The sequence below is a fragment of the Aquamicrobium sp. LC103 genome, assembly GCF_001014615.2.
GTDB lineage: Bacteria > Pseudomonadota > Alphaproteobacteria > Rhizobiales > Rhizobiaceae > LBCQ02.
The window spans coordinates 36622-62829 of the sequence record NZ_LBCQ02000014.1 but is presented as its reverse complement, the minus strand read 5'-3'; the positions used below and the strand labels follow the sequence as shown (position 1 = coordinate 62829).

At 66.5% G+C, this 26208-nt stretch carries 22 protein-coding genes; 9 read left to right on the top strand and 13 right to left on the bottom strand.

Annotated features, from left to right (window positions below; all coding sequences use genetic code 11):
* Positions 1-41: 41 nt before the first annotated feature.
* Entirely contained in the window at positions 42-821 is a 780-nt protein-coding gene (locus XW59_RS24415) for an N-formylglutamate amidohydrolase (protein ID WP_047148633.1), read from the bottom strand.
* Between the two features lie 210 nt (positions 822-1031).
* Between XW59_RS24415 and XW59_RS24410 the strand changes: the two genes are divergently transcribed.
* Positions 1032-1907, top strand: coding sequence for a MurR/RpiR family transcriptional regulator (locus XW59_RS24410; RefSeq protein ID WP_137327090.1), 876 nt, complete (start codon positions 1032-1034; stop codon positions 1905-1907).
* A 10-nt stretch (positions 1908-1917) separates the two neighbouring features.
* On the opposite strand, the gene XW59_RS29425 is transcribed toward XW59_RS24410, so the two are convergent.
* Complete coding sequence (locus XW59_RS29425) at positions 1918-3396, bottom strand: methyl-accepting chemotaxis protein (protein ID WP_170990212.1); 1479 nt, start codon at positions 3394-3396, stop codon at positions 1918-1920.
* Between the two features lie 170 nt (positions 3397-3566).
* On the opposite strand from XW59_RS29425, the gene XW59_RS24400 reads away from it, so the two are divergent.
* Positions 3567-4886 carry an NAD(P)H-dependent oxidoreductase gene (locus XW59_RS24400; protein WP_047148560.1) on the top strand — a complete coding sequence of 440 codons (1320 nt, stop codon included), beginning with the start codon at positions 3567-3569 and terminating at the stop codon, positions 4884-4886.
* A 255-nt stretch (positions 4887-5141) separates the two neighbouring features.
* Here XW59_RS24400 and proC read toward each other — a convergent pair whose 3' ends face one another.
* Positions 5142-5954 (bottom strand): pyrroline-5-carboxylate reductase, encoded by an 813-nt coding sequence (gene proC / locus XW59_RS24395; protein ID WP_137327089.1) that lies wholly within the window; start codon positions 5952-5954, stop codon positions 5142-5144.
* A gap of 172 nt (positions 5955-6126) precedes the next feature.
* Here proC and XW59_RS24390 point away from each other — a divergent pair, with 172 nt between their 5' ends.
* From XW59_RS24390 to XW59_RS24380, 3 genes are all read left to right on the top strand, one after another.
* The gene (locus tag XW59_RS24390; protein ID WP_082137812.1) at positions 6127-8211 is read left to right on the top strand and encodes a GumC family protein; all 2085 of its coding nucleotides are present in this window, start codon (positions 6127-6129) and stop codon (positions 8209-8211) included.
* 107 nt (positions 8212-8318) lie between these two features.
* A complete protein-coding gene (locus XW59_RS24385) occupies positions 8319-9218 on the top strand; it encodes a bifunctional methylenetetrahydrofolate dehydrogenase/methenyltetrahydrofolate cyclohydrolase (RefSeq protein ID WP_047148563.1) in 900 nt (299 codons plus the stop codon).
* Between the two features lie 115 nt (positions 9219-9333).
* Positions 9334-10296, top strand: coding sequence for a GlxA family transcriptional regulator (locus XW59_RS24380; protein ID WP_047148564.1), 963 nt, complete (start codon positions 9334-9336; stop codon positions 10294-10296).
* A 4-nt stretch (positions 10297-10300) separates the two neighbouring features.
* Here XW59_RS24380 and XW59_RS24375 read toward each other — a convergent pair whose 3' ends face one another.
* The gene (locus XW59_RS24375) at positions 10301-11053 is read right to left on the bottom strand and encodes a glucose 1-dehydrogenase (protein ID WP_082137813.1); all 753 of its coding nucleotides are present in this window, start codon (positions 11051-11053) and stop codon (positions 10301-10303) included.
* A 132-nt stretch (positions 11054-11185) separates the two neighbouring features.
* Between XW59_RS24375 and XW59_RS24370 the strand changes: the two genes are divergently transcribed.
* Complete coding sequence (locus XW59_RS24370; protein ID WP_082137818.1) at positions 11186-11662, top strand: MarR family winged helix-turn-helix transcriptional regulator; 477 nt, start codon at positions 11186-11188, stop codon at positions 11660-11662.
* 10 nt (positions 11663-11672) lie between these two features.
* On the opposite strand, the gene edd is transcribed toward XW59_RS24370, so the two are convergent.
* Genes edd through zwf form a run of 3 tightly spaced genes read right to left on the bottom strand, consistent with a single transcriptional unit; the run spans position 11673 to position 15685 of the window.
* A complete protein-coding gene (gene edd, locus XW59_RS24365; RefSeq protein ID WP_047148566.1) occupies positions 11673-13496 on the bottom strand; it encodes a phosphogluconate dehydratase in 1824 nt (607 codons plus the stop codon).
* Positions 13497-13508: 12 nt separating this feature from the next.
* Positions 13509-14207: a 6-phosphogluconolactonase gene (gene pgl, locus XW59_RS24360; protein WP_047148567.1), complete on the bottom strand. Its 699-nt coding sequence runs from the start codon at positions 14205-14207 to the stop codon at positions 13509-13511.
* A gap of 5 nt (positions 14208-14212) precedes the next feature.
* The gene (zwf, locus tag XW59_RS24355) at positions 14213-15685 is read right to left on the bottom strand and encodes a glucose-6-phosphate dehydrogenase (protein ID WP_047148568.1); all 1473 of its coding nucleotides are present in this window, start codon (positions 15683-15685) and stop codon (positions 14213-14215) included.
* Between the two features lie 191 nt (positions 15686-15876).
* On the opposite strand from zwf, the gene XW59_RS24350 reads away from it, so the two are divergent.
* A complete protein-coding gene (locus XW59_RS24350; RefSeq protein WP_047148569.1) occupies positions 15877-17352 on the top strand; it encodes an aldehyde dehydrogenase family protein in 1476 nt (491 codons plus the stop codon).
* Between the two features lie 465 nt (positions 17353-17817).
* Positions 17818-18567 carry an SDR family oxidoreductase gene (locus tag XW59_RS24345; protein ID WP_047148570.1) on the top strand — a complete coding sequence of 250 codons (750 nt, stop codon included), beginning with the start codon at positions 17818-17820 and terminating at the stop codon, positions 18565-18567.
* A gap of 64 nt (positions 18568-18631) precedes the next feature.
* On the opposite strand, the gene XW59_RS24340 is transcribed toward XW59_RS24345, so the two are convergent.
* The 6 genes from XW59_RS24340 to aceA form a co-directional block, all read right to left on the bottom strand.
* Positions 18632-19141 (bottom strand): helix-turn-helix domain-containing protein, encoded by a 510-nt coding sequence (locus XW59_RS24340; RefSeq protein ID WP_047148571.1) that lies wholly within the window; start codon positions 19139-19141, stop codon positions 18632-18634.
* 150 nt (positions 19142-19291) lie between these two features.
* Complete coding sequence (locus XW59_RS24335) at positions 19292-20578, bottom strand: FAD-binding oxidoreductase (protein ID WP_047148572.1); 1287 nt, start codon at positions 20576-20578, stop codon at positions 19292-19294.
* Between the two features lie 102 nt (positions 20579-20680).
* Complete coding sequence (locus tag XW59_RS24330; protein WP_047148573.1) at positions 20681-22114, bottom strand: glutamine synthetase family protein; 1434 nt, start codon at positions 22112-22114, stop codon at positions 20681-20683.
* A gap of 96 nt (positions 22115-22210) precedes the next feature.
* Positions 22211-22657, bottom strand: coding sequence for a response regulator (locus XW59_RS24325; RefSeq protein WP_246666200.1), 447 nt, complete (start codon positions 22655-22657; stop codon positions 22211-22213).
* Positions 22658-22850: 193 nt separating this feature from the next.
* Positions 22851-23096, bottom strand: a complete 246-nt coding sequence (locus XW59_RS24320; RefSeq protein ID WP_047148574.1) for a hypothetical protein — start codon at positions 23094-23096, stop codon at positions 22851-22853.
* 46 nt (positions 23097-23142) lie between these two features.
* Complete coding sequence (aceA, locus tag XW59_RS24315; protein WP_047148637.1) at positions 23143-24432, bottom strand: isocitrate lyase; 1290 nt, start codon at positions 24430-24432, stop codon at positions 23143-23145.
* 277 nt (positions 24433-24709) lie between these two features.
* On the opposite strand from aceA, the gene XW59_RS24310 reads away from it, so the two are divergent.
* Positions 24710-26152 (top strand): helix-turn-helix domain-containing protein, encoded by a 1443-nt coding sequence (locus tag XW59_RS24310; RefSeq protein WP_047148575.1) that lies wholly within the window; start codon positions 24710-24712, stop codon positions 26150-26152.
* Positions 26153-26208 lie beyond the last annotated feature (56 nt).

Genomic DNA, 26208 nt, shown 5'->3' with positions numbered 1-26208 from the left:
GCGTCTCGGCCGCCGCCGGGCGGACGGTGTCTCGACATGTCTCATCGTCGCTTCCCCATCGAATTGCTTTCCAGCCGGGCGGCTTCTTCCGGCACGGTGTCGACCCGCCGGCGGGCTTGCGCGAGCCAGCCGGCGACAAGCGCGGCCATCATCTGCCGGCCATGCTCGTCGGCGATCAGGTCGTTGCGGATTTCGATCATCACATTGGCGAGCCCGCGGGGCAGGGCGTGTTCGCGCAGCGTGTGGGTGACGCCGTCTTGCGGACCGTAGGGTTCGTTGCGCCGCACGACATGCCCGCCGTCGCCGCCCGCCGCGGCCCGAAGCATCGCGTCGGCGAGGCGCGGGTCGCTGTCGTGGAGAATGCCGATTTCGACCTCGCGCCGGCGGCCGTGATAGATCGGCGTGAAGGAATGCACGGTGACGAGCACCGTCTCGCGCCCGGCGGCGGTGCGCTCGTCGACGAGGTTGCTCAGCGTTCGGCGGAACGGAACATAGAAGCGCTCGGCGCGTATCCTGCGCTCGGCGTCCGAAAGGCCGGCATTTCCGGGAATCCTGTAGATTTCGCTGACGGCGGGAATCGCGCTCGGCTCGTGCGGCGGCCGGTTGCAATCATAGAGAAGCCGCGAGACGCCTTGCATCACAAGCGCGGCGTCGAGCAGTCGCGAAAGCTCGTGGGCGACCTCGATCGCGCCCGGATCCCAGGCGATGTGGCTCGCAAGCGCGGCCGCGTCGAGGCCGAGCGTGCCGAACTCGGCCGGAATGAACCTGGAAGCGTGTTCGCAGACGATCAGGAAATCGCCTGCCCCCGCCGGGTTGAACACCCGCGCGGTGTCGGAAACATCGTTCGGTTCGACCGAATCTGGAGCCTTCCCGTTCAAGAACCTGTCTCTCCCCCGTGAGAAGCAGGAGATCATCTTTTCAGACCGAAAGAGACAGTCAAGCCGATTTCTGTAAAATTCTCTTCTATTCGAGTAATCGTGGTACGTTCTTTTCAAAATCGAATCCGGACTGTTTTCGAAGGAGGGGCGAAGATGGAGACGGGGCAGGATTTTACGGTCGCCGAAAGGATTCGCGGCAGGTTCGAGGAATTGACCCGCGCCGAGCGGCAATTGGCGAATGCGATGCTCGCCAATTACCCGGTGCTTGGCCTCGACAGTATTACCGCCGTTGCTCAGGCTTCCGCCGTTTCAACTCCGACTGTCGTGCGCATGGCCAAGAAACTCGGCTTCGCCGGCTTTCCTGAACTTCAGGCGGCACTTCGCTCCGAGCTCGAGGCGACGATCTCGAACCCGATAGCCAAGCACGAGCGCTGGTCGGAGCACGCGCCCGACACGCATATCCTCAACCGGTTTGCCGAGGCGGCGACGGAAAACCTGCGTCAGACGCTTCGCCAGCTCGATCCCGGAAATTTCAACGAGGTGGTCCAGTTGCTCGCCGACAAGCGGCGCACGGTGCATATCGTCGGCGGACGCATCACCAGGTCGCTCGCCGACTATCTCTTCACCCATATGCAGGTCATCCGTGACGGCGTCACGCTTGTCGCGCCCAACTCCAACACATGGCCGCATTATGTGCTCAACATGCGCGAAGGCGACGTGCTCGTCGCGTTCGACGTGCGGCGCTACGAGCAGGAGATCCTGCGGCTTGCCGAAATGGCGAAGGCGCGCGGCGTCGAGATCGTGCTCTTCACCGATCAGTGGGGCTCGCCCGCGGCCAAGCTCGCCCGCCACAGTTTTCACGCGCGCATCGAGGCGCCGTCGGCCTGGGATTCCTCGGTGGTCACGCTGTTCATCGCCGAGGCGCTCGTCGCCGCCGTCCAGGATGCGTGCTGGGATGAGACGCGCCAGCGCATGAAGACGCTCGAGGATCTGTTCGACCAGACCCGGATGTTCCGCAAGTTCGTCTGATGGAAGGTGCTCAGGCCTCTTCCGACAGGCTTGCGGCATAGGTCTCGAGCGCCGTCGCTCCCACCGAAACCGGAACCGGGGCGTGCTCCCGCCGATCGCCGTCGTCAGCCGGCATTTGCACCGGCCCATCCGCATCGGAGCGGGGCTGCCGTCCCATCACGGTGATATCGAGAAGGTGGTTCGCCTCCTGCTCGATGACGAGGCTCGCATCTGCGAAGCTTTCCGCCGCGCCGGCGTTGCGCGCGACGGCGATCGTCATGCCCTCCAGTATATGGGCCGCAAGCCCGGCGCTCTTCTCCAGACGGGCGATGTCCTCGGCGATATCGGCAAAAAGCCCGCTCATCGCCGAAAGGTCGCCGTCGACCGCCCCGACGGCCTCGCCCGCCTCCGCGACCAGCTTTCTTCCGGCGGCCACCTGGCCGGTGGAGGATTTGATCAGCGTCTTGATTTCGGCGGCCGCGTCGGCGGAGCGCTGTGCCAGTTCCCGCACCTCCGTTGCCACCACCATGAAGCCCCGGCCGGCATCGCCGGCGCGCGCCGCCTCGATCGAGGCGTTGAGCGCCAGCAGGTTGGTCTGGAACGCGATCTCGTCGATGACGCCGGTGATCTTGCCGACCTCCTGCGAGGTCTGCGCGATGGCGGCCATGGCCGCGGCCGCGTCGCCGGCGATCCGCCTGCCGTTCCCGGCATTGTCCGTCGCGGTCTCCATCAATCCGCGCATCCTCGTCGGCTTGCCGTCGCCCTTTCGCTCGCGCACCGAGGCGATCGCCGCCGCCGTCTCCGCTATCTTCACCGACTGCTTCTCGGTTCGGCCCGCCAGCATCGTGGCGGCCTCGCGAATGTCGCCGGCATTGCCGAGAAGCCGCCCTGCCGCGTCTTCGATCGCCTTGAGCGCGGCCTGGATCGTGACGAGGGCGGTGTTGAAATCGCCGACCAGCGGTCGAAGCTCCTGCGGCACGTCGAGATTGATGCGGACGCTGCGGTCGCCGGCCGCGACCCTGCAGACGGCGGCGGCGAGCAGCTTCGCCATCGCGCCCTGGAGCTTCGCCCTGGAGGTCGCGATCCCGAGCGTGCGGGCATGTTCGGCGGCTTCGCTTGCTCCTCTCCCTTCCTGCTCGGAAAGCGCCGCTTCGCGCTTTGTCAGCGCGGCGTCGCATCTCGCCAAAGCCGTCATGAGCGGCGCGAATGCGCCGGCTGCCGCGGGCGGGGCGGGGGGCCGGTCGCGCGCGGCCACGCTTTCGGCGAAGGCGGTCGCTGCCCGCAAGGGCCGCGTCACGCGGAATGATGCCGTCGCCCATACCGCCCCGCCGACGAGAACCGCCGGAACTCCGCATAACGCCGCCATCATCGTCCAGGAGGAAAGCATTTCGGGCGCCGTGAACGCCAGCATGCCGGCGAGGATCGCCGCCTGTGCGAGCGTCGCCGTCGCCGCGAGCCGGGCGGCAAGCGAGGATGTGCGGGCGGGAAGGTCTGTCGCTCGTGAGCCCATGAAGGCAAGGTTCTCCGGCAAAGTTTCACCCGCTACCCTAAAGGCCCAAACTTGCACCAACTTTGCGTGACGCGTCTGGCGGTCGCGGCACCGGCATGCTTTGGTTGACAAACCATCGCCACGGCGGTCTAGGTGCGCCGAATAAAAAGCTTTCGAGGAAACGCATTCCCATGACCAATGTCGCCTTGATCGGTCTCGCGCAGGATCTTGCAAGAAGGGCGCAGGAAGGCCGCCCCGTGCGTGTGGGGCTGGTCGGATGCGGCGAGATGGGCACCGACATCGTCACCCAGATCGCGCGGATGAAGGGCATCGAGGTCGCGGCCATCGCCGACACCCAGGGCGAGCGCGCGCGAAAGGCGATCGGCATCGCGCTGCGCCCGGAGGAAAGCGCCGGCGGCGCCGAGACCGCTTCGGCCATGACCGCGCTGATCGAGGCCGGCAGGACGGCGATCGTCCCGGATGCCTCCCTGGTGGCGACCCACGACCTGGTCGACGTGGTCGTCGACGCCACCGGCAAGCCGGCGGTGGGAGCTGAGCTCGGCATCAGGGCGATGGAGCACGGCAAGCATCTCGTCATGATGAATGTCGAGGCCGACGTGACGATCGGCGCCTATCTGAAGCACGCGGCCAGCAAGCTCGGCGTCGTCTATTCGCTGGGCGCGGGCGACGAGCCTTCCTCCTGCATGGAGCTTATCGAGTTCGTCTCCGCCATGGGCCACGACGTGGTGGCCGCCGGCAAGGGCAAGAACAATCCGCTGAACCACGACGCGACCCCTGACGAGTACCGGGCGGAGGCGGAGCGGCGCAACATGAACCCGCGCATGCTGGTCGAGTTCGTCGACGGGTCGAAGACCATGGTCGAGATGGCGGCGATCGCCAACGCCACCGGCCTGGTGCCCGACAAGCCGGGCATGCACGGGCCGGCGGCGACGCGCGAGGAGCTTTCCAGCGTGCTTTGCCCGGTCGAGGACGGCGGCGTGCTGTCCCGCAAGGGCGTGGTGGATTTCTCGATCGGCAAGGGCGTGGCGCCGGGCGTCTTCGTCATCGCCGAAATGGCGCATCCGCGCCTGCGCGAGCGCATGAACGATCTGAAGCTGGGGGAGGGACCGTATTACACCTTCTACCGCCCCTATCACCTGACCAGCCTGGAAGTGCCGCTCACCTGCGCGCGCGCCGTGCTCTACGGCAAGGCCGACATGGTGCCGCTGGACAAGCCGGTGGCCGAGGTTTGCGCGGTCGCCAAGCGCGACCTGAAGCCGGGCGAGCGGCTCGACGCGATCGGCGAATACACCTATCGCTCGTGGATCATGACGGCCGGCGATGCCCGCAAGGCCGGCGCCGTTCCCTGCGGCCTGCTGGAGGATGGAAAGGTGCTGAAGCCGATCGCCAAGGGCGAGCTTCTCACCTACGAAAACGCCGCGCCGAACGAAGCCTCGCGGCTGGTCGAACTGCGCCGGCTGCAGGACGAGCTGGTGGCGGCGCCGGGCTGATTTCCCGATCGTGCGTCCTTCGAGCCTCCCCTCCGACAAGCTCAGGTCGCGCCTCGGGATGAAGGCCGTCGCGCATCGATCCACAGGCCGCGGGCTCGATCAACCTGCCCCTCGTCCTGAGGCGCGAGCAAACAACCGCTTCCCTCATTCTGAGTTGCGGGCACACAGCCCACCTCCCTCATCCTGAGGTGCGACCCTGAGCCCTGAGCCTGTCGAAGGGTCGAAGGGGAGCCTCGAAGGACGCACCGAAGCGCCCTATTTCCCCAGTTCCGCCGAGCGCGCCTTTGCGGCTTCCACGGCTTCCGTCACCAGCTTCTTCAGCCGGTCCTCGCCCATCAGCACGTCGAGCGCGGCGGCCGTGGTGCCTTTGGGGCTCGTCACCTGGCGGCGCAGCTCCCCCGGCTCCTCGCCGCTCTCGGCGGCAAGGCTCGCCGCGCCGTAGACCGTCTGCATCGCCAGGAGCCTGGCGACGTCCTTGGGCAGGCCGGCCTTCTCGGCGGCGTCGCGCAGGCACTCGATGAAGTGGAACACATAGGCCGGTCCCGAACCGGAAACGGCGGTCACCGCGTCCATCAGTTCCTCGCGGTCGATGGTCGCGACCTCGCCGCTCGCCGAGAGCAGGTCGCGCACGAAGGAAATCGTCTCCGCTTTCACATGGTCGTTGGAGAAGACGACCATCATGCCCTTGCCGATCGCCGCCGGCGTGTTGGGCATGCAGCGGATGATGGCGGCGTCGTCGCCGAGCGCGGCGGCGAAGGCGGCGATCGGGGTTCCCGCCGCCACGCTGACGAAGGTTGCCCGCGGCGCGAAGCGCCTATAGGCGGGAACGACGTCCTTGATCACCTGCGGCTTGACGGCGAAGACGACGAGCCTGGGCGCGGTGCCGGCGGCAAGCTCGTCGGCTTTCGCGACGGCGGTCGCTCCCAGTTCGCGGGCTCTTCCGCGCAGCGCGTCCGCCGGCTCGACGACGGCGATCCCGTCCGGCGAAAGCTTGCCCGAGGCGAGCCAGCCGGCAAGCATCGCGTATCCCATGTTGCCGCAGCCGACGAGCACAACTTCGATGGACATCCCACGCTCCTGTAAGTTCGTTCCGACGCTTATTGAACCGTCGCGCGGCGACGCGCAACGGCAAGCTGCCGATGGCTCGAAATTAACCTTTTGTTACCGCTCCGCGTTTAGCCTGCATTAACCATGTTTCTTTGGGGGTGCGTGCTCGGGACCACGCAGGCAGGGGCGCAGAATGTCTTATTTCGATCGCATGGACGAAAAGGGCCGCGAAACTTCCGATATGAAGCATGGCGAGCCCCGGCGCGGGTCTCTTCTCGAACTTCGCGGAAAAGCCGACCCGGGCGCGGATCCCGTCGCGCGCCACCGGCGCGCGCGGGCGTTGTGGGAAAGCGACGGCGAAATGTCCGACGAAGGGCAGCAAGGCACATCGATGAAAGCGGAGCGCGAGGACGTCGCAAGCCCCGGTCTTTTCGGCAGGCTCCTGCGCCGCGCAAGACCCGTCGGGCAATCGCCCGACGACGCGGTTTCGGCGGATGCCGCGCTCACCGGCGACCACGCCCGGGCGTATGAGGAGGATGAGCAGGCAGCGCTCGTGAAGCCCGAAACCGTCGACACCCGTCGCGCCGCCGCGGCAATCGCGGGCGGGCCGACGGTGGGGTCGCTGTTCGGCGGCATTGCCCGCAACAGGTCCTTGCTGCTCGCGGCGACCGCGATTGGCGCCCTGGCGGCGGCGGCGTTCCACTTCGCGTCACCGGCGAAATATGTCGCGACGGCGGAGATACTGGTCGAGCCGCGCGTGCTTTCGGGCGAGCAGGGGGCATCCTTCGCCGTGCCGGAAAGCACGCTCGCGGTCGTCGAGAACCAGGCGCGGATACTCAGATCCACCAGCGTGCTCGATGTGGCGGTCGATCGGCTCAACCTGGCAAACGACCCGGAATTCAATGGCCGCGCGTCCGGCCTCGGAGCCATCCTTGGCGGCGTGGAGCTGCCGGCCAGGGCTGCCGCGGTGCGCAAGCTCGGCGAGAGCCTGGACGTCAAGCGCAGCCCCGGAACCTTTGTCGTGACTGTCGGTGCGGCCGCGAACGACGCGGAGAAATCCGCGCTTCTGGCGAACACGGTGACCGACATCTTCATCGAGAGCCATGGCCGGACGGGCTTCGCCGCCGCCCCCTCGAGCGGCGAGGAACTGCGCGCGGCTCTCGAACAAGCGGAAAGGGCGGTTGAGACCTTCAAGACCGATAACGGCATCGTCGACGCGCAGGGCCGCCTGATCTCCGATGACGAGATCGTCCGGCTGAACGAGCAGCTGTCGGCGGCGAGGGCGAAGACCGTCGAATTGAACGCCGCGGCGGAATCGGCGCGGGACGCGAATGTCGACGCGATCGTCGGCGGCTCGCTGCCGGAACAGTTGAATTCGGCGGTGATGACGGAACTGCGGGCGCAATATTCGGCGTTGAAGCAGACCGCCGACAGGCTTTCGGTCAAGCTGGGGCCGCGCCATCCCGAGCGGCTGGCCGTGCAGGCGCAGCTCGACGGCGCGCGCGCCGAGCTCGACGCCGAGCGGCGCCGGATCGGCGAATCGCTGCAGGTCCAGCTGAAGCGCGCGGTCCAGCAGGAACAGGACCTTGCCGCGCGGCTTGCCCGGATGAAGGCCCGCCAGGGCGATCTCGGCGGCGAGATGATCAGGCTGCGCGAGCTCGAGCGCGACGCCGAGGACAAGCGGCTCGCCTACGACGCCTTCCTGTCGAGGATGCGCGACGGCGCATCGCGCACGATCGCCGGGGGAGACAGGGTGAGCGTCATTTCGCGGGCGTCGGCGCCCGCCGCGGCCGCCGGGCCGGGCCTTTCCGCCTCGCTGCTTCTCGGTATGCTTTTCGGCCTGCTCGGGGGCGTGGGAATTGCGGGCATCCGCGAAGCCTTCGGCCGCCGCGCGGCGGGGAGCGGAGAAGACCGCGCGCCGGCGCTGACCGATGCCCGCCAGAGCCACGTGAGCGGTTCGACGCCCGAAGCCGGGTTCGGCGCGGCTCCCGGGGAAGCTGAAGAGGAAGAATTCGAGCGGCGGCCGCGCGAGTTGTGGCCGCTTCCGTTCCTTGCCGAGGAGCCGCGCGTCTTCGAAGGCGACAATGACGGCTGGCCGATTCCCGAATTGGACGAGGACCGGCTCGAGGACTTCCGCGCCGCGCTGCATGACGACACATGGGTGCGGGATTTGGACGACGACACCCTCGAGGAGATTCGCTCCAGCCTTCGCGAAATCCGCGAAGCGATCGAGGACCTGGCCGAAAGTCGCGACCGGGTGCGCCGTTACGGCACCTGATTTCGTCCTCACTTTCGGTTTAGCGGCACCGGACGGCGCAATGACGGGATTGCCGCCGGCCGAAATGATGATTATTCCGGTGGCGATCCGTATTGCCGGGGGAGAGCATGGCCGAAATCATCAGTGGAAAATTGATCGCCGAGGGAGTCGTCGCGACGGTGAAGCGCGGCGCCGCCGAACTCCTGGAGGCGGCGGGCGTGACGCCGGGCCTTGCGGTGGTGATCGTCGGCGAGGATCCGGCGAGCCAGGTCTATGTCGCCTCCAAGTCGAGGATGGCGAAGGAATGCGGCTTCCATTCGGTGCAGCACACGCTCGCCGCCGGGACCGGCGAGGACGAATTGGTCGCGCTCGTCGAGAAGCTCAATGCCGACCCGGCGATCCACGGCATCCTGGTGCAGCTCCCGTTGCCGGCCCATATCGATTCCGGTCGCATCATCCAGACGATATCGCCTGAAAAGGACGTCGACGGCTTCCATTTCATCAATGTCGGCAAGCTCGGCACCGGCGAGCTGGGCACGGCTTTCGTGCCGTGCACGCCGGCCGGCTGCATGATCTTGATCGAGCGGGCGCGCGGCAAGGACCTTTCCGGGCTGAACGCCGTCGTGGTGGGGCGTTCCAACATCGTGGGCAAGCCGGTGGCGAACCTGCTGCTTGCGGCCAATTGCACGGTCACCATCGCCCACAGCCGCACCCGCGACCTGCCGGCGCTGGCCCGCACGGCGGACATTCTCGTCGCCGCCGTCGGCCGTCCGGAGATGGTCAAGGGCGACTGGATCAAACCGGGCGCCACCGTCATCGACGTCGGCGTCAATCGCATTCCCGCGCCGGAGAGGGGCGAGGGCAAGACGAGGCTGGTCGGCGACGTCGCCTTCCGGGAAGCGGCCGAAAGCGCCGGCGCCATCACGCCGGTTCCCGGTGGCGTCGGTCCGATGACCATCGCCATGCTGATGGCGAGCACGCTCGTCTCTGCCTGCCGTTCGGCCGGCCGCACGCCTCCGCAATTCTGACGGTATGGTGGTTCCCCTATGAAACCGGCCTGCCTTTCCTCGATCTTCGCCGACGGTCGCGGCAATCCCGCGATCGGTTTTCCGCCGGGCAGGTGAACATGCGGAGCCGCCGATCATGATCGACGCGTCAGCAACCGATCGGCAGTTCGCCTTCCTTCTGGTCGACAAATTCTCGATGTTCTCGCTTGCCGCGGCCATCGACACGGTGCGCTCGGCCAACCGCCTGCTCGGGCGCGACTATTACGGCTGGACGACGGTCTCCGCCGACGGCGAGGCGGTGATCGCCTCCAACGGGCTGCCGCTCAAGATCGACTATTCGGTCGCCGACATTCCTGCCGTCGACATCCTCTTCGTCTGCGCCGGGCTCACAACCGAGTTTCCCGGCAAGAGCAAGGTGCTCGGCGCGCTGCGAAGTTGGGGCAGGCGCGGCGGCGCGCTCGGCGCTCTCAGCGTCGGTTCGCATACGCTCGCCGAGGCCGGCCAGCTCGATGGCCATCGCTGCACGATCCATTGGGAGAACCGCGCCGGCTTCAAGGAACGCTTTCCCGAAATCGACTGCACCGGAAACGTCTTCGAGATCGACCGCAAGCGCTACACCTGCGCGGGCGGCACGACCTCGATCGACCTGATGCTGGAGATCGTGCGCGCCGATTTCGGCCAGAACCTCGCCAACGAGGTGGCCAACCAGTTCCAGCACGAGCGCATCCGTTCGGCGGGCGATCGCCAGCGCGTCGGGCCGGAACGCGACCTGACCGGCAAGTCGGAGAAGCTGCGCAAGATCGTCGAGCTGATGGCGGACAATCTCGACGAGCCGTTCTCCGCGGTGCAGCTCGCCAAGTCGGCCGGCCTGTCGGTGCGACAGGTCGAACGGCTCTTCCTGCGCCACCTGAGCATGACGCCGGGACGCTACTACATGCGGCTCAGGCTGGAGCGGGCGCGCGAGTTGCTGCGCCAGACCAACATGCCGATCCTCGACGTGGCGATCGCTACCGGCTTCACCTCGCATTCCTATTTCGCGCAGAGCTACCGGCTGATGTTCGGCCGTCCGCCGAGCGAGGAGAGGCGCACGACCTACTGATATCTCAGGCGGCGAGGAAGCCGCCGTCGGCGGCCAGCACATGCCCGACGACATAGGCCGACTGATCGGACGCGAGCCACACCACCGCTTCCGCCACTTCTTCGGGACGGCCCATGCGGCGCAGCGGCAGCCCCTTGGCCACGGCGTCGATGCGGCCGACGCCGGCCACGGCCGCCATCATCATGTCGGTGACCACCCGGCCAGGGGCGATCGCATTGATGCGCACGCCGCGCGGGGCGCACTCCATTGCCGCGGAGCGTGTGAGCGAGATCACCGCTGCCTTTGATGCGGAATAGAGCGCGAGGCCGGGATTGGGATTTCGTATGCCGCTCACCGAGGTGTTGACGACGATGCTGCCGCTGCCTCGCGGCAGCATGGCCGCCAACTGATGCTTGAGGCAGAGGAACACCGCGCGCACATTGGTGTCGAAAACGGTGTCGAACACGTCGGTGCCCTGCGTTTCCATCAGCGCGTGGCGTTCCTGATGGCCGGCATTGTTGAATGCGACGTCCAGCCGCCCAAACCGCTCCACCGTGGTTTTCACGAGATGCTCGACGTCCTCTTCGTTCGTCACGTCCGTGCGCACGAACAGGCTTCTGGCGCCGGCGGCGCGGCATGCTTCCGCGACCGCTTCGCCTTCCCCGGAACGGCGCCCCGCGACGACCACCGCCGCCGCGCCTTCCGCGGCCATCATGAGCGCGGTTGCCCTGCCGATGCCGCTTCCGCCTCCGGTGATCAGGCAGACGCGGCCGCCCATTCGGGCGTGTCCCGCCCGTGCTTCTGAGTTTCCGGCTTCTCCCGCCATGTCCGTCCCCGCTTATATGTGCACCCGGTTTGATTTCGAGAAAGTTGTATCATACAACTAAATCCAGGCAAGGGAATCATGGCGATGACTGCAAGTGAAATGTCGGAGATCGAGAAGGTTCGCGATTCCTCGCGCAGGATCGTGCGCGAGCTCGGCTTCATGAAGCCGACGCTGGCGTCCACTGGCCTGCCGGCCTCGGCCGTTCACGCGCTCATCGAGATTGGCGGCAACGACGCCCTGGCGGCCGGTACGCTCGCGGAAATCCTCAACCTCGAGAAATCGAGCGTCAGCCGGATGCTGCGCAAGCTGGTCGATGCCGGCGAGATCGAGGAACGGCCGAATCCGGACGACGCCCGGTCGAAACTCCTGACACTGACGACACGCGGAAGGGCGACGCTCGCGGCGATCGACAATTTCGGAAAAAGCCAGGTGGCGGGCGCCTTTCGGCATCTGTCCGACGATCAGCGGCGCATCGTCGTCGCCGGCCTGATCGCCTACGCCGAGGCGCTCCAGCACGTCAGGCGGGCGGACAACGCGCCGAACGCGAGCGGGACCGGCTGAGGCGGACGCCTCAAGCCATCCCGAACGCGCTGGCGCCCTGGTCCGCGCGCGCGGCGAGCGCCCGGAAGCCCGCGAACAGCTCTCGCCCCATGCCGAAGCCGTTGGCCGAAAGGTCGGGGATCGTCGTCTTGCGGCCCGCCAGCACGTCGTCCGCGACCAGCGCCTCCAGCGTTCCCGCATGCGCGTCGAGCCGGATCACGTCGCCGTCCTCGATGCGGCCGATCATGCCGCCGTCGAGCGCCTCGGGCGTGACGTGGATCGCCGCCGGCACCTTGCCGGAGGCGCCCGACATGCGCCCGTCGGTGACCAGCGCGACATGGAAGCCCCGGTCCTGCAGGATGCCCAGCACGGTGGTGAGCTTGTGCAGTTCCGGCATGCCGTTCGCCTTCGGCCCCTGGAAGCGGACCACGGCGATGAAATCGCGGTCGAGCTTGCCGGCCTTGAAGGCCGCGTTCAGTTCCTCCTGCGCGTGGAAGACGATCGCCGGCGCCTCGACGATATGCCGCTCCGGCTTCACCGCCGAGGTCTTGATGATAGCGCTGCCGAGATTGCCCTTCAGCACCTTGAGCCCGCCGGTCGACTGGAACGGGGCTGACGCCGGCGCGAGGACCTTCGCGTCGCCGCTTTCGAGCGGCGCGGGCGCGCGCGCCACGGTGCCGTCGTCGGCCAGCCTCGCCTCGATCGTGTAGGGGCGCAGGCCCTCGCCCCAGACCGTCTGCACGTCCTCGTGCAGCAGGCCCGCGTCGAGCAGCTCGCGGATCAGGAAACCCATGCCGCCGGCGGCATGGAAATGGTTCACGTCGGCGAGCCCGTTCGGATAGACGCGCGCCAGCAGCGGCACCGCGTCGGAAAGCTCCGAAATATCCTGCCAGTTGAGGCGGATGCCGGCCGCCGCCGCCATCGCGATCAGATGGATCGTATGGTTGGTCGAGCCCCCCGTGGCGTGCAGGCCGACCACGCCGTTGACGATCGAGCGCTCGTCGATCATCCGCCCGACCGGCGTGAACGCGTTGCCGAGCGCGGTGATCGAGAGCGCCTGCCTGGCGGCTTCCCTGGTCAGCGCCTCGCGCAGCGGCGTGTTGGGATTGACGAAGGACGAACCCGGCGTGTGCAGCCCCATGATCTCCATCAGCATCTGGTTGGAGTTGGCCGTGCCGTAGAAGGTGCAGGTTCCCGGGCCGTGATAGGATTTCGATTCCGCCTCGAGCAGCTCGGCGCGGCCGACCTTGCCTTCGGCGTAGAGCTGGCGCACGCGCGCCTTCTCGTCGTTCGCCAGCCCCGAGGTCATCGGGCCCGCCGGAACGAAGACCGCCGGGATATGGCCGAAGGTGAGGGCGGCGATCAGCAGGCCCGGCACGATCTTGTCGCAGACGCCGAGATAGACGGCTGCGTCGAACATGTTGTGCGACAGGCCGATCGCCGCCGACATGGCGATGACGTCGCGCGAGAACAGCGACAGCTCCATGCCGGGCTGGCCCTGGGTGACGCCGTCGCACATGGCGGGCACGCCGCCGGCCACCTGCGCCACGCCGCCCGCCTCGCGCGCCGCCTGCTTGATGAGCTGCGGAAAGGTCTCGAAGGGCTGGTGGGCCGAGAGCATGTCGTTGTAGGAGGTGATGATCCCGAGATTGGGCACCCTGTCGGCCGCCAGCAGCTCCTTGTCGTGAAGATTGCAGGCCGCGAAGCCGTGCGCGAGGTTGCCGCAGGAAAGCACGCCGCGATGCGCGGTGCGTCCGGCCGCGTCATCGAGACGGGCGAGATAGGCTTCCCGCGTCGGGCGCGATCGCTCGCGAATGCGCTGCGTGATGTTTTCGATATCCGATCTGGCCGTCATCGTCGTCTTCCTTCACTTCGCCCAGTAGATCTGGACGGGAGTGTTCGAGTGCTTGAAAACGGCGCCGACCGGCAGGTCGGCACCGCCCTCGAGCACCGTTTCCAGAACCTGCCGCTTCTCCTCGCCCTCGATGTGAAGGGCGACGAAGCCGGCCTTCGTGATCGCCGCCAGCGGCAGCGTCAGCCTGGGCTCGCCCGCGCTCGGCGCCTGCACCGGCAGCACCATGGTTTCCTGCCGTGGCGAAAGCAGGTCGGGCAGGTTCGCCGCGTCCGGGAAGAAGGAGGCCGTATGGCCGTCCGCGCCCATCCCGAGCACCGCGACGTCGAGCGGCCAGGGAAGTTCCCCGAGCTGGGCGGCCGCCCCAGCCGCTGCTTCTTCCGCCGTTTCGGCGACGTCGTAGAGCGGGACGAAGCGCGCCTTCGCGGCCTCGTTCCGCAACAGCGCCGATTTCACCAGCGCCGCATTGGACCGTGGCGAGCTTTCCGGCACGAAGCGCTCGTCCACCAGCGTGACGGTGCATCTCCGCCAGTCGATCCCGCGGGTCGAAAGGGAGCGAAAGAAGCGGCCGGGCGTGCTGCCGCCGGAGACCGCGAGGAAGGCCGAGCCGCGTTTCTCGATCGCGGCGGCGAGCAGCGAGGCGACGCGGTCGGCCAGCGCCTCCGCGAGCGCCTCGGAGGACGAAAACTCGTTCCAGTCGGCTTGAACCCGCATCCGCTTCACATGCTCTCGTGCCAGGTGCGCCCGTCGCGCTCGATCAGCGCGATCGCGCCCGAAGGGCCCCATGTGCCGGCCGTATAGCCCTGCACGGCCTGGCCGTTCTCTTCCCAGGCCGCGATGATCGGATCGATCCATTTCCACGCCGCCTCGACCTCGTCGCGGCGCATGAACAGCGTCTGGTTGCCGCGCACGATGTCCATGATCAGCCGTTCATAGGCGTCCGGATTGCGCACCTCGAAGGAGTCCGCGAAGGTCATGTCCAGCGAGACGTGCCGAAGCCGCATGCCGCCGGGGCCGGGATCCTTGGCCATGATGAACTGCTTCACGCCCTCGTCGGGCTGCAGCCGGATGACGAGCTGGTTGGGCACGATCGCGCCCGCGCTCTGGTCGAAGATCGAATGCGGCACCGCCTTGAATTCGATGACGATTTCGGAGACGCGCTCGGCCAGCCGCTTGCCGGTGCGCAGATAGAACGGAACGCCGGCCCAGCGCCAGTTGGCGATCTCGGCCTTGATCGCGACGAAGGTTTCCGTGTCGCTCTCGCCGTTCTTCAGCTCCTGCAGGTAGCCCTTGACCGCGCCGCCGGCCGACGCGCCGGCCTTGTACTGGCCGCGCACCGTGTGCTTCGGCGCCTCGTTGCCGTTGATGCGCTTCAGCGAGCGCAGCACCTTGAGCTTCTCGTCGCGCACCACCTCGGCGTCCATCGATGCCGGCGGCTCCATCGCGACGAGGCAGAGAAGCTGCAGCAGATGGTTTTGCACCATGTCGCGCAGCGCGCCGGCCTTGTCGTAATAATCGGCGCGGCCTTCGAGGCCGACCGTCTCAGCCACGGTGATCTGGACGTGATCGATATTGGCCGAGTTCCACAGCCGCTCGTAAAGGATGTTGGCGAAGCGCAGCACCATCAGGTTCTGCACCGTCTCCTTGCCGAGATAATGGTCGATGCGGAATATCTGGTGCTCCTCGAAGACGCGGCCGATCGCATCGTTGAGCTCGTGGGCGGAGGCGAGGCTGCGGCCGATCGGCTTCTCGACGACGATCCGCGAGTTCTTGGTGATCAGCCCGTGCTTTTCGATGTTCGAGGCGATGTCGCCGAAGAGCGCCGGCGCGACCGCGAGATAGAACGCCCTGATCCGGTCGCTGTCGCCGATCGCCTGCTTGAGCTTGTCGAAGCCGTCGCCGGTCTTGGCGTCGACCGGCACATAGGAGAGCCGCTCGACGAAGCGTGCGACCTCGGCGTCGTCTATCTCTTCCTTCTTGACGTGGTTCGAGATCGATTCGCGGGCGAAGGTGCGGAATTCCTCGTCGGACATCGCCGAGCGGGACGCGCCGATGATGCGGGTGGGCTCGCAGAACTGTCCCGCCCGCTGGCGCTGGTAGAGCGCCGGCAGCAGCTTGCGCTCGGAAAGGTCGCCGGTACCGCCGAAGATGATGAAATCGAAGGGATCGACTGGAATTGTCTGACTGGTCATATCCGGCTCTCGGTTGCTGCGGTTGGCCTCGCATGGCGCATATAATCTAATCGATTTAATTATGCCAGAGCGCATCTGGCATTTCATCTATGCCGGCACTGGCCTGTCGTCGGTGGCTTCACACCTTGGCAAAGTGGCAGACCCGGGGGATATTTCAATCCCGCACGCATGAGGAAGGAAAGGCGACGACGATGGGCACGCATCTTTCACGCACGGTGGCCGAAGGCATCGCCTTCATGCAGATCGTCGACGGCAAGGCGGTGGACGCGCTTTCCGGCGAGCGCATCGACGTGGTCTCTCCCTCCGACGGCGAGGTCTTCGCATCCATCCCCGCCTCCAACCCGTCCGACGTCGATCGCGCGGTGCGCTCGGCGCGGCGGGCTTTCGACGAAGGGCCGTGGAGCCGCATGCCGGCGGCCGAGCGCGGCCGCTGCTTGACGCGCCTCTTCCACCTCGTCGAGAAGCACGGCGACGAGCTCGCCGCGCTGGAATCGCGCGACACCGGCAAGCCGGTGCGGCAGGGCAGGGCGGACGTCGCCGCCACGACGCGCTACTACGAATTCTATGGCGGCGCGGGCGACAAGATCCACGGCGACACGATTCCCTTCCTCGACGGCTACACCGCGCTGACGCTGCGCGAGCCGCACGGCGTCGTCGCCGGCATCATCCCGTGGAACTATCCGCTGCAGATCCTCGCGCGCGTCGCGGGTGCCGCGCTCGCCATGGGCAATACGCTGGTGGTGAAGCCGGCCGAGGACGCGTCGCTGACGACGATCCGCATCGCGCAGCTCGCGCTGGAAGCGGGCATCCCGGAAGGCGTCTTCAACGTCGTCACCGGCTACGGCCGCGAGGCGGGCGCCGCGCTGTCCGCGCATCCGCTGGTCGACTACGTCACCTTCACCGGCTCGCCGCTCACCGGAACGGCGATCCAGCAGGCGGCCGCGATCAACAATCGCGGCGTCACGATGGAGCTCGGCGGCAAGTCGCCGCAGATCGTCTTCGCCGATGCCGATGTCGACGCCGCGCTTCCCGTCCTCGTCAACGCGATCATCCAGAACGGCGGCCAGACCTGCTCGGCGGGCAGCCGCGTGCTGATCGAGCGTCCGATCTACGAGAAAGTGGCGGCCGGCTTGGCGGAGCGCTTCTCCAGGCTGGTGGCCGGCCCGCACGATGCCGATCTCGACCTCGGCCCGCTCATCAATGCCAGGCAGAGCGAGCGCGTCGCCGGCATGATCGCGGCGGCGAGGGAGGCGGGCATCGCGATCCTCGCCGAAGGCTCCATCGCGCCCGATGCGCCCAAGGGCGGATTCTATCAGGCGCCGGTGCTCTTCGGCTCGGTCGATCCGCGGGCGACGATCGCGCAGGAGGAGGTCTTCGGCCCGGTCCTTGCGCTCTTCCCCTTCGACGGCGAGGAAGAGGCGGTCCGCCTCGCCAATTGCACCGAGTTCGGGCTGGTTGCGGGCGTGTGGACGAAGGACGGCGCGCGTCAGCATCGGGTCGCCAGGCGGGTGCGCGCGGGCCAGGTCTACGTCAACGGATATGGCGCCGGCGGCGGCATCGAGCTTCCCTTCGGCGGCTTCAAGAAGTCCGGCCATGGCCGCGAGAAGGGTTTCGAGGCGCTCTACGACATGTCGGCGACGAAGACGATCGTCTTCAATCATGGATGATCGTCGGTCGGTATCGGGCAAATTTATCCACACCCCCATGCGTCTCCTCTATCCTGTGCCGGCCTCTTTCGTGGGAACGCCGGTCGCGACGGTGGACGTGCGGAAAGGGGTCGGCGCCTCCGCCGCACGGCTAACGTGGCTGCGCGGCCGGGGAGACCGTGTCCAGAGGTTCCTCCCCGACCACTACGGGCCGGGCGTGCCGGAGCGGTGCACACAACTCTTGGCATCTGGGCGGGAACGGTCCCGCGACGATGCCGGAGACAGCGGAACGGGCGCGGGCAGAAATCGCCGGATGGGTGGCCGAAGGGTCGCGCATACTCAATCAGATGAGCGAGCCTTCGGCCGCCCGTCTTCCCTTCGATCTCGTTTCGAGAGTGTCGAGGGACAATGACCAGACCGGAAACGGGGTGTGGTGACGGTGAAGCGCGCCAATGTATCGCTGCCGTCCGGAACAAGGAGGAAGGAATGAACCGTCTCAAGGATAAGGTCGCCATCGTGACCGGAGCGGCGTCGGGCTTCGGCGAGGGAATGGCGAAGCGCTTCGCCGAGGAGGGGGCCAGGGTCGTCGTCGCCGACCTCAATATCAAGGGCGCGGAGCGCGTCGCGGGGGAAATCGGCGAGGCAGCGGTCTGCGTCCAGACCGACGTGTCGCAGAAGTCCGAGATCGCCGAGATGGTCGATACCGCGATGAAGGCGTTCGGGCGCATCGACATCATGGTCAACAATGCCGGCTACACCCACCGCAACGGCGACATGCTGGGCGTGCCGGAGGACATGTTCGACCTCATCACCGCCGTCAACATGAAGGCGATCTACCATGCCGCGCTCGCCGTGGTGCCGATCATGGAGAAGCAGGGCGGCGGCTCGATCATCACGACGGCATCGACGGCCGGGCTGCGCCCGCGTCCGGGCCTCGTCTGGTACAACGCCTCCAAGGGATGGGCGATCAGCGCCACCAAGTCGATGGCGATCGAGCTCGCGCCGAAGAACATCCGCGTCAACTGCCTCTGCCCCGTCGCGGGCGAGACCGGCATGCTGGCGCAGTTCATGGGCGAGGACACGCCGGAGCTGCGCGCCAAGTTCCGCGCCTCTATCCCGCTGGGCCGCCTGTCGACGCCGCTCGACATCGCCAATGCAGCGCTCTGGCTCGCCTCGGACGAGGCGGAGTTCATCACCGGCGTCGCGCTCGAGGTCGACGGCGGCCGCTGCATCTGAGCGCACGGGAGGGCGCGTGACCGCTTCCCGTCTTTCTAGGTGCGGTTTTCGCAACGATGACGCTTCAGCGGTTCCGCGCCACCACGTCCTCATAGGCCGCCTGCAGCCTGTCGCGCACCGAGGAGCCGGGCGGTGCGATGCGCGCTCCCGGTGCGTCGGGGCCGATCTGCTCGGCGCGCAGCTCGGCCATGAAATCCTCCCACATCGCCGGCCCGCCCTCCTCGAGCAGTTGCGCGCGGATCGACAATTCCTCCGTCACCGACAGCCACCTGCGTCCCCACGCGCCCAGATGCGCCATGATCGGCACCAGCGAGATCGCCTTTTCGGTGAGGCTGTAGATCGCCTTCTGCTTGTGGCTGGGGTCGTCCGCCTTGGTGATCATTCCTTCCGCCAGAAGCATCTTCAGCCGGTCCGCGAGTATGTTGGTCGAGATGCCTTCCTGCAGGCGCAGGAACTCGCGGAAATGCCGCCGGCCGCCGAAGATCATGTCGCGCAGGATCAAAAGGCTCCATTTGTCGCCGAAGACTTCCAGCGAAAGGTTGATCGGGCATCCCGACCGCTTCTGTTCGTTCATTGCCGCTGGCCTCGATGGAACCGGTTGCACAATCGCATCACTCCTTATGGTACAACCAGTTGCACAATGCAATTGCATGGGGAGCGGGATGAGCGGACGTCCCCCACGGCGAGCGAGGCGACACCGCAATCGACGATTTCTGGCCGATCCTTAGATCCGGTCCCGGAGCGCATACCAGTTGAGCGCGAGGAAAAGCAGCGGAGAGCGCAGGGCGCGGCCGCCCGGGAAGGGCGGGATCTTCAACTCCTCGAGCAGCTTCAGCCGGTCACGATTGCCGGCCACGGTCTCGGCGTAGAGCTTGCCGGTGAAGTTCGACAGCATGACGCCGTGGCCGGAATAGCCGCCCGCCGATATCACGTTGGGCATGACCTCGCGAACGAACGGCTTGCGCGGCATGGTGATGCCGACATAGCCGCCCCAGGAATGGGTGATCTCGACGTCCTTGAGCGCCGGATAGATCTCGGCGATCTGCCTGCGGATATGGATGGCGATGTCCTGCGGGTCGCCCGGCGCGTAGATCTCGCGCCCGCCGAAAAGGAGGCGCCCGTCCTTGGACTTGCGGAAATAGCGCACCACGAAGCGGGAATCGTCCACCGCCTCGCCGCCGGGAATGACCGGGCTGTCGTCGCCCAGCGGCACCGTCGCGCCGATGAAGGAGCCGATCGGCATGACATGCGCGGCGCTGACCGGTTCGAGATCGCCGCCATAGGCGTTGACGGCGATCAGCGCCTTGTCGGCGGTGATCGTGCCGCGCTCCGTCGTCACACGGACCTTGCCGCCCTGCGATGTGATGCCGGTCGAGCGTGTGTTCTCGAAGAGGCTGGCGCCGGCCGCCGCCGCCGCGCGCGCTGTTCCGACAACCAGCTTCAGCGGATGGATGTGTCCGGTGCCGGCATCCCGCGTGCCGCCGAAATAATGCGTCGAGCCGAGACGCCTCGCGGTTTCCTCCGCGTCGAGGAAGGTGATGTGCGGATAGCCGAAGCGTTCCGCCATGATGTCGGCATGCGCCTTGTAGGCGTCGACATAGCGCTTCTTGTGGGCGACGGAGATCTGGCCGGGCATGTAGTCGATGTCGATCTCGTTGGCGGCGGCGAATTCCAGAAGATGCGCCTTGGCCTCCTCGGCGAGATCGAACAGCGCCTTGGCGCGCGCGAAGCCGAGTTCCGCCTCCAGTTCCTCCGCCCATGCCCGCTGCCCGGTGCCCAACTGCCCGCCATTGCGCCCCGAGGCGCCGTCCCCGAAGCGGTGCGCCTCGATGAGGACGACATCCGTGCCGGCCTTGGCGAGATGCGCGGCCGCCGAAAGTCCGGTGAAGCCGCCGCCGATGACGACGACGTCGGCCTGCCGGTCGCCGTCGAGCGCCGGATATTCCGGCCGCTCCGGAACCGTAGCTTCGTACCAAGAATAGCCGGGGGAGATGGGGGAGGTGTGGGTCATGGCGAATGGCGAATGGCGAATAGCGAATGGCGAGTAGTTGTGAGGGCGACGTCGAGGATGCGGGAGCTTCTATTCGCTACTCGCTATTTCCTCTTCGCTTCCTCACACATTCAACAACAGATACTCCCGCTCCCACGGGCTGATCACTTCCATGAAGGTCTCGAACTCCGCCTTCTTGATCGCCGCGTAGGTGGAGACGAAGGAATCGCCGAGGATGTCGCGCAGCTTGTCGTCGGCCTCGAACAGTTCGACCGCCTCCAGAAGGCCGCGCGGCAGCTCGATCTCGTCCTCGTTCACCGAGGTTCCGACCGGAGCCTCCGACGGGATCTTTTCGAGCATGCCGACAAGTCCGCAGGCGAGCGAGGCGGCAAGCGCCAGATAGGGGTTGGCGTCGGACGAGGGAATGCGGTTCTCCACGCGCCGCGAGGCCGGGTCGGAGCGCGGCACGCGGAACGCCGTGGTGCGGTTGTCGTAGCCCCATTTGGTGTTGACCGGCGCCGAGGCCGCCTGCGTCAGCCGGCGATAGGAGTTCACGTAGGGCGCGAGCATTACCAGCGCGTTGGGGATGTGCCGCTGCATGCCGCCGATAAAGTGGAAGAACGCCTCCGTTTCCTCGCCGCCCGGTCCGGAGAAGATGCTCTTGCCGGTCTTCTTGTCGACGATCGACTGGTGGATGTGCATCGCCGAACCCGGCTGGCCCTGGATGGGCTTCGCCATGAACGTGGCATAGGTCTCGTGCTTCAGTGCCGCCTCGCGGATCGTGCGCTTGAACATGAAGACCTGATCGGCCAGCTCCACCGGGTCGCCGTGGCGCAGGTTGATCTCGAGCTGGCCGGCTCCCTCCTCGTGGATCAGCGTGTCGATCTCCAGGCCCTGGCCCTCGGAGAAATGATAGATGTCGTCGATCAGCTCGTCGAACTCGTTGACGCCGGCGATCGAATAGCCCTGGCCGCCGCCGATCGGCCGGCCGGAGCGGCCCACCGGAGGCGTGAGCGGATAGTCGGGATCCGGATTCTTCCGCACCAGGTAGAATTCTATCTCTGGGGCGACCACCGGCCTCAGCCCGTGCTTGGCGTAGGCCGCCACGACCCGCTTCAACACGTTGCGCGGGGTGAATTCGACGGAGCGCCCGTCCTGGTGCACCAGATCGCAGATCACCTGGGCGGTGGGGTCGCTCTCCCATGGCACCACGGAAAGCGTGGAGAGGTCGGGCAGCAGCTTCAGGTCGCCATCGTCTTCCGGATAGGCGAAGCCGTTGCCGTCCTCGGGGTAGCCGCCGGAGATCGTGGTCATGAAGACCGCCGAGGGCAGGGCGAGCGAGGTGTTGGAGGTGAACTTCTTCGACGGCATCATCTTGCCGCGAGCAACGCCCGCCTGGTCCGGCGTGATGCATTCGATGTCCTCGATGCCGCGCCATTCGAGCCAGCCGCTCGCCTCCTTCCAGTTCCTGACACCGCGCTGGTTCTTCACGAATGTGGGCACACGGGCGCGTCCTCCGCGACCTGGCTGTCGGGATTCCTTCTTCTGGACGGGCATCAATCACCAAGGGATCGTTTGAGATGGACGAACTATAGCCGTGCTGCGGGTCGGAAGGAAAGGGGAGCCCGCGATAAAGCCGTTATCCGCGGTCTTTCAGCCGGCGATGCCGTCCCGGTAGTTCTGCAGGATGGGCTGCAGCCGGTCCGGCGTGATCGGCTTGGCAACGACCAGGTCGATCGTGCTGTTCGGATGCCGCCCCTCGGGCGGAAGCACGGGGGAGAGCATGACCACGAAGGGAAGATTGTCGCCGGAAGAAAGCCGCCGCGCCGCCAGCTCCTCCAGCAGGTCGTCGCAATCGCCGTTGTCCGGGCCGCCGTCGAGAAGGACCACGCCGGGAGAGCGGGAGGCGAGCGCGGCCGCCGCTGCGTCGATATCGACCGAGAGCGTCTTCAATCCGGCACGCTCGGCGATGCGCGATATCACGATCCGGTTGACGGGAGACGAGCCGACCACGAGGACGAGTTCATGGTTGAATATGTCTCGGGCCGCCGCGGTCGGACCGGGTGCGCCGTCGTCCTGTTTCCGTTTCGATTGAGACATTGGGATGCTACCGACCTCCTGGCCCCCGTGAGGGATGCGGTATTGCAACCGATAGTCGCAATTCGCGCCTGGATGTCAAGCTGGTTCCCGTCTTCCTGACCGAAAGTATCAGGTAAAACCCGTCTTCCACGCAAAATCAGCGGGGCGCCACCGGTGTAATCGACGCCGCCCCGGCACTTGTTTCAGCGGGCTTCTATGCGCCGCTCGGGATATTGGCGACGATCACCGGGATGAGCAGATCGCCCCAATTGCCGTTGCCTCCATGATGGCGGGCGGAGCGGACCAGTTCCACCGACACGCCCGCCTCCACCGCTTTCATGACGGATTGGTTCAGCCGGTGCAGGTCGTTAGCCACCATACGGATGGCCGCCTGCTGGTCGGAATTCATGGTCGAGGACTGCTCCTCGGCTCTTTCCTTGACTCGCGTTCTCGGTGCCATTGGTCTTCTCCTGTTGCGTCCTTCGCCCTCGGGCGTTCCCTCGGCCTTATTCCGCCGCCGGGCGGAACTGGTCGTGCTCGGTCGATTCCTTCATCGCGGTCGTCGACGACTGGCCGCCGGTGATCGCCATGGACACGGCATCGAAATAGCCGGTGCCGACCTCGCGCTGATGCTTGGTCGCGGTGTAGCCGTTGGTCTCCGCCGCGAACTCGGCTTCCTGCAGCTCCGAATAGGCGGCCATCTGGCGGTCCTTGTAGCCGCGCGCCAGCTCGAACATGCCGTAGTTGAGCTGGTGGAAGCCGGCCAGCGTGATGAACTGGAACTTGTAGCCCATCGCGCCCAGCTCGCGCTGGAACTTGGCGATCGTCGCGTCGTCGAGGTTCTTCTTCCAATTGAAGGACGGCGAGCAGTTATAGGCGAGCAGCTTGCCGGGATGCGCCTTGTGGACACCCTCGGCGAACCTGCGCGCCTGCTCGAGATCCGGCTTGGAAGTCTCGCACCAGATCAGGTCGCAATAGGGCGCGTAGGCGACGGCGCGCGCGATGCAGGGCTCGATGCCGTTCCTGACATTGTAGAAACCCTCGACGGTGCGGCCGGCGTCGTAGTCGACGAAGGGCCGGTCGCGCTCGTCGATGTCGGAGGTGAGCAGCTTGGCGGCCTCCGCGTCGGTACGGGCGATCACCAGGGTCGGCGTGCCCATCACGTCGGCCGCCAGGCGCGCGGCGGTGAGATTGCGGATGTGGGCGGCGGTCGGGATCAGCACCTTGCCGCCCAGATGGCCGCATTTCTTCTCCGAAGCGAGCTGGTCCTCATAGTGGACGCCCGCCGCGCCCGCCTCGATGAAGGCCTTCATGATCTCGAAGGCGTTGAGCGGGCCGCCGAAGCCGGCTTCCGCGTCGGCGACGATCGGCGCGAACCAGGTGTCGACGGAAAGGCCCTTGCCCTCCGACGTCTCGATCTGGTCGGCGCGCTGCAGCGTCCTGTTTATGCGCTTGGCAAGCTCCGGCGCGGCATTGGCCGGATAGAGCGACTGGTCCGGATACATCGCTGAGGCCGTGTTCGCGTCGGCGGCGACCTGCCACCCGGAAAGATAGATCGCCTTCAGGCCGGCGCGCACCATTTGCATGGCCTGGTTGCCGGACAGCGCGCCGAGCGCGTTGACGAAATCCTCCTCGTGGATGAGCTTCCACAGCCGGTTGGCGCCCATTTCGGCAAGGCTGTGCCTGATCTGAACCGAACCGCGCAGCCGCTTCACGTCCTCGGCGGCATAAGGGCGCTCGATGCCGTCGAAGCGGCCCTCAGGAGCCGTGGGGACGAGGTTGTAAAAATCAGTCATAGCCTTCTCCGCGGAATTCATTGCTGTTGGTGCCGAATGGCAATCTGAACGCGACGAGATTTACATCGCACTGCAGCAAAGAACGAGGAAAATGGCGAAAACATTCGAAAAATTCGGGTAACGCTGTCTTGAGTTTTACAATGGCGCGCTGTAAATTTGTGAATGTTGTAAATATCTAAATCGATGAAGGGGCTGGTCTGGATTGTGAAGGTTTGTAAAATCGAGGAAATGTGGCGGCTGACACTTTCCGTCGAGGAAAGGGAACAGGAACCGTGCCATGGCTGAGCAGAAGATCTTTGCGGGCCCCCGCATCCGGCGCATCCGCAACCAGAAGGGCCTGACCCAGACGGCGATGGCCGAAGGGCTAGGCATCTCGCCTTCCTATCTCAACCTGATCGAGCGCAACCAGCGACCGCTGACGGTGCAGCTCATCCTGAGGCTGGCCTCGGTGTACAAGATCGACCCCGACGAGCTTCAGGGCGAGGCCGGCGGCTCGATCGCGGCGCTGCGCGAGGTGTTCGTCGATCCGCTGCTTGCCGGCGAGCTGCCGGGAGACCAGGAACTGGTGGAGATCGCCGAGGCGGCTCCCAACGCGGCGGCGGCCATCATCAAGCTCTTCCGCGCCTACAAGGAGCAGGCCGGCAGGCTTTCCGATCTTTCCGAATTGCTGGCGCATGAGGGGCACGCCACGACGCTTTCGGCCGCGCGGCTGCCGATCGACGAGGTTCGCGAGGTGTTCGAGCGCCGGGCGAACCATTTCACCGCGCTCGAGGAGGAGGCCGAGGCCTTCATCGAACTGTTGCAGCCCGGCGACGAGCTGATGGCGGCGTTGAAAGCCTGGCTGAAGCGTGAGCACGGCATCGTGGTCAAGGTGCTTCCCGTCGCCACCATGCCGAACTGGCGCCGCCGCTACGACCGGCACTCGCAGCGCCTTTTCATCTCTGAAAGGCTCTCGCCCTTCGATCAGTTGCGCGAGGTGGCGATGGAGGCCTCGCTCATCCGCATGCAGGTGGGGATCGCCGGGGAGATCAAGGCGCTGAAGCTTTCCTCCGACGAGGCACGCCGCCTCGCCCGCTTCGAGCTGGCGCGCTATGCCGCCCATGCGCTGATGATGCCTTATCAGGCCTTCCTTTCGGCGGCGGTGAGGGCGCGCTACGACGTCGACGTGCTGCGCTCGCGTTTCGGCGTTTCCTTCGAGCAGGCGGCGAACCGGCTGACCATGCTGCAAAGAGCGGGTGCTTCCGGCGTTCCGTTCTTCATGCTCGAGGTGGACAATTCCGGCAACCGCTTCCGCAAGGCCGGCAGCCAGGGCTTCCCGCAGAGCCGCTTCGGCGGAGGATGCCCGAAGCTGCCGGTCCATGCGGCCTTCGCACAGCCGGGGCAGATCCTCGTCGAGGCGGTCGAGATGCCGGACGGCGCGGAGTTCCTCACCATTGCGCGCACGCTGGAAGGCCCGCAGGGCGCGTTCTCGGAACGCCCGCGCCGCACCGCGATCCTGCTTGCCTGCGACATCGCCTTCCGCGACGAGGTCGTCTATGCCGCCGCGCTGCCGGGAGAACCGGGCGCGGGCGGAAAGGCACGATCGAAGGCGACGCCTGTCGGACCCGCCTGTCGCCTGTGCGAGCGGCCCGGCTGCCTTGCCCGTGCCGAGCCGCCGGTCACGCGTCCTCTCGGCCTCGACGAGATGGTGACCGGCCTTTCGGCTTTTGATTTTCAGTGAAAGTTGGTCACCCCGAAAAAAGCGGGAAATGTTTCGGCGACCGCCGATGACCGCCC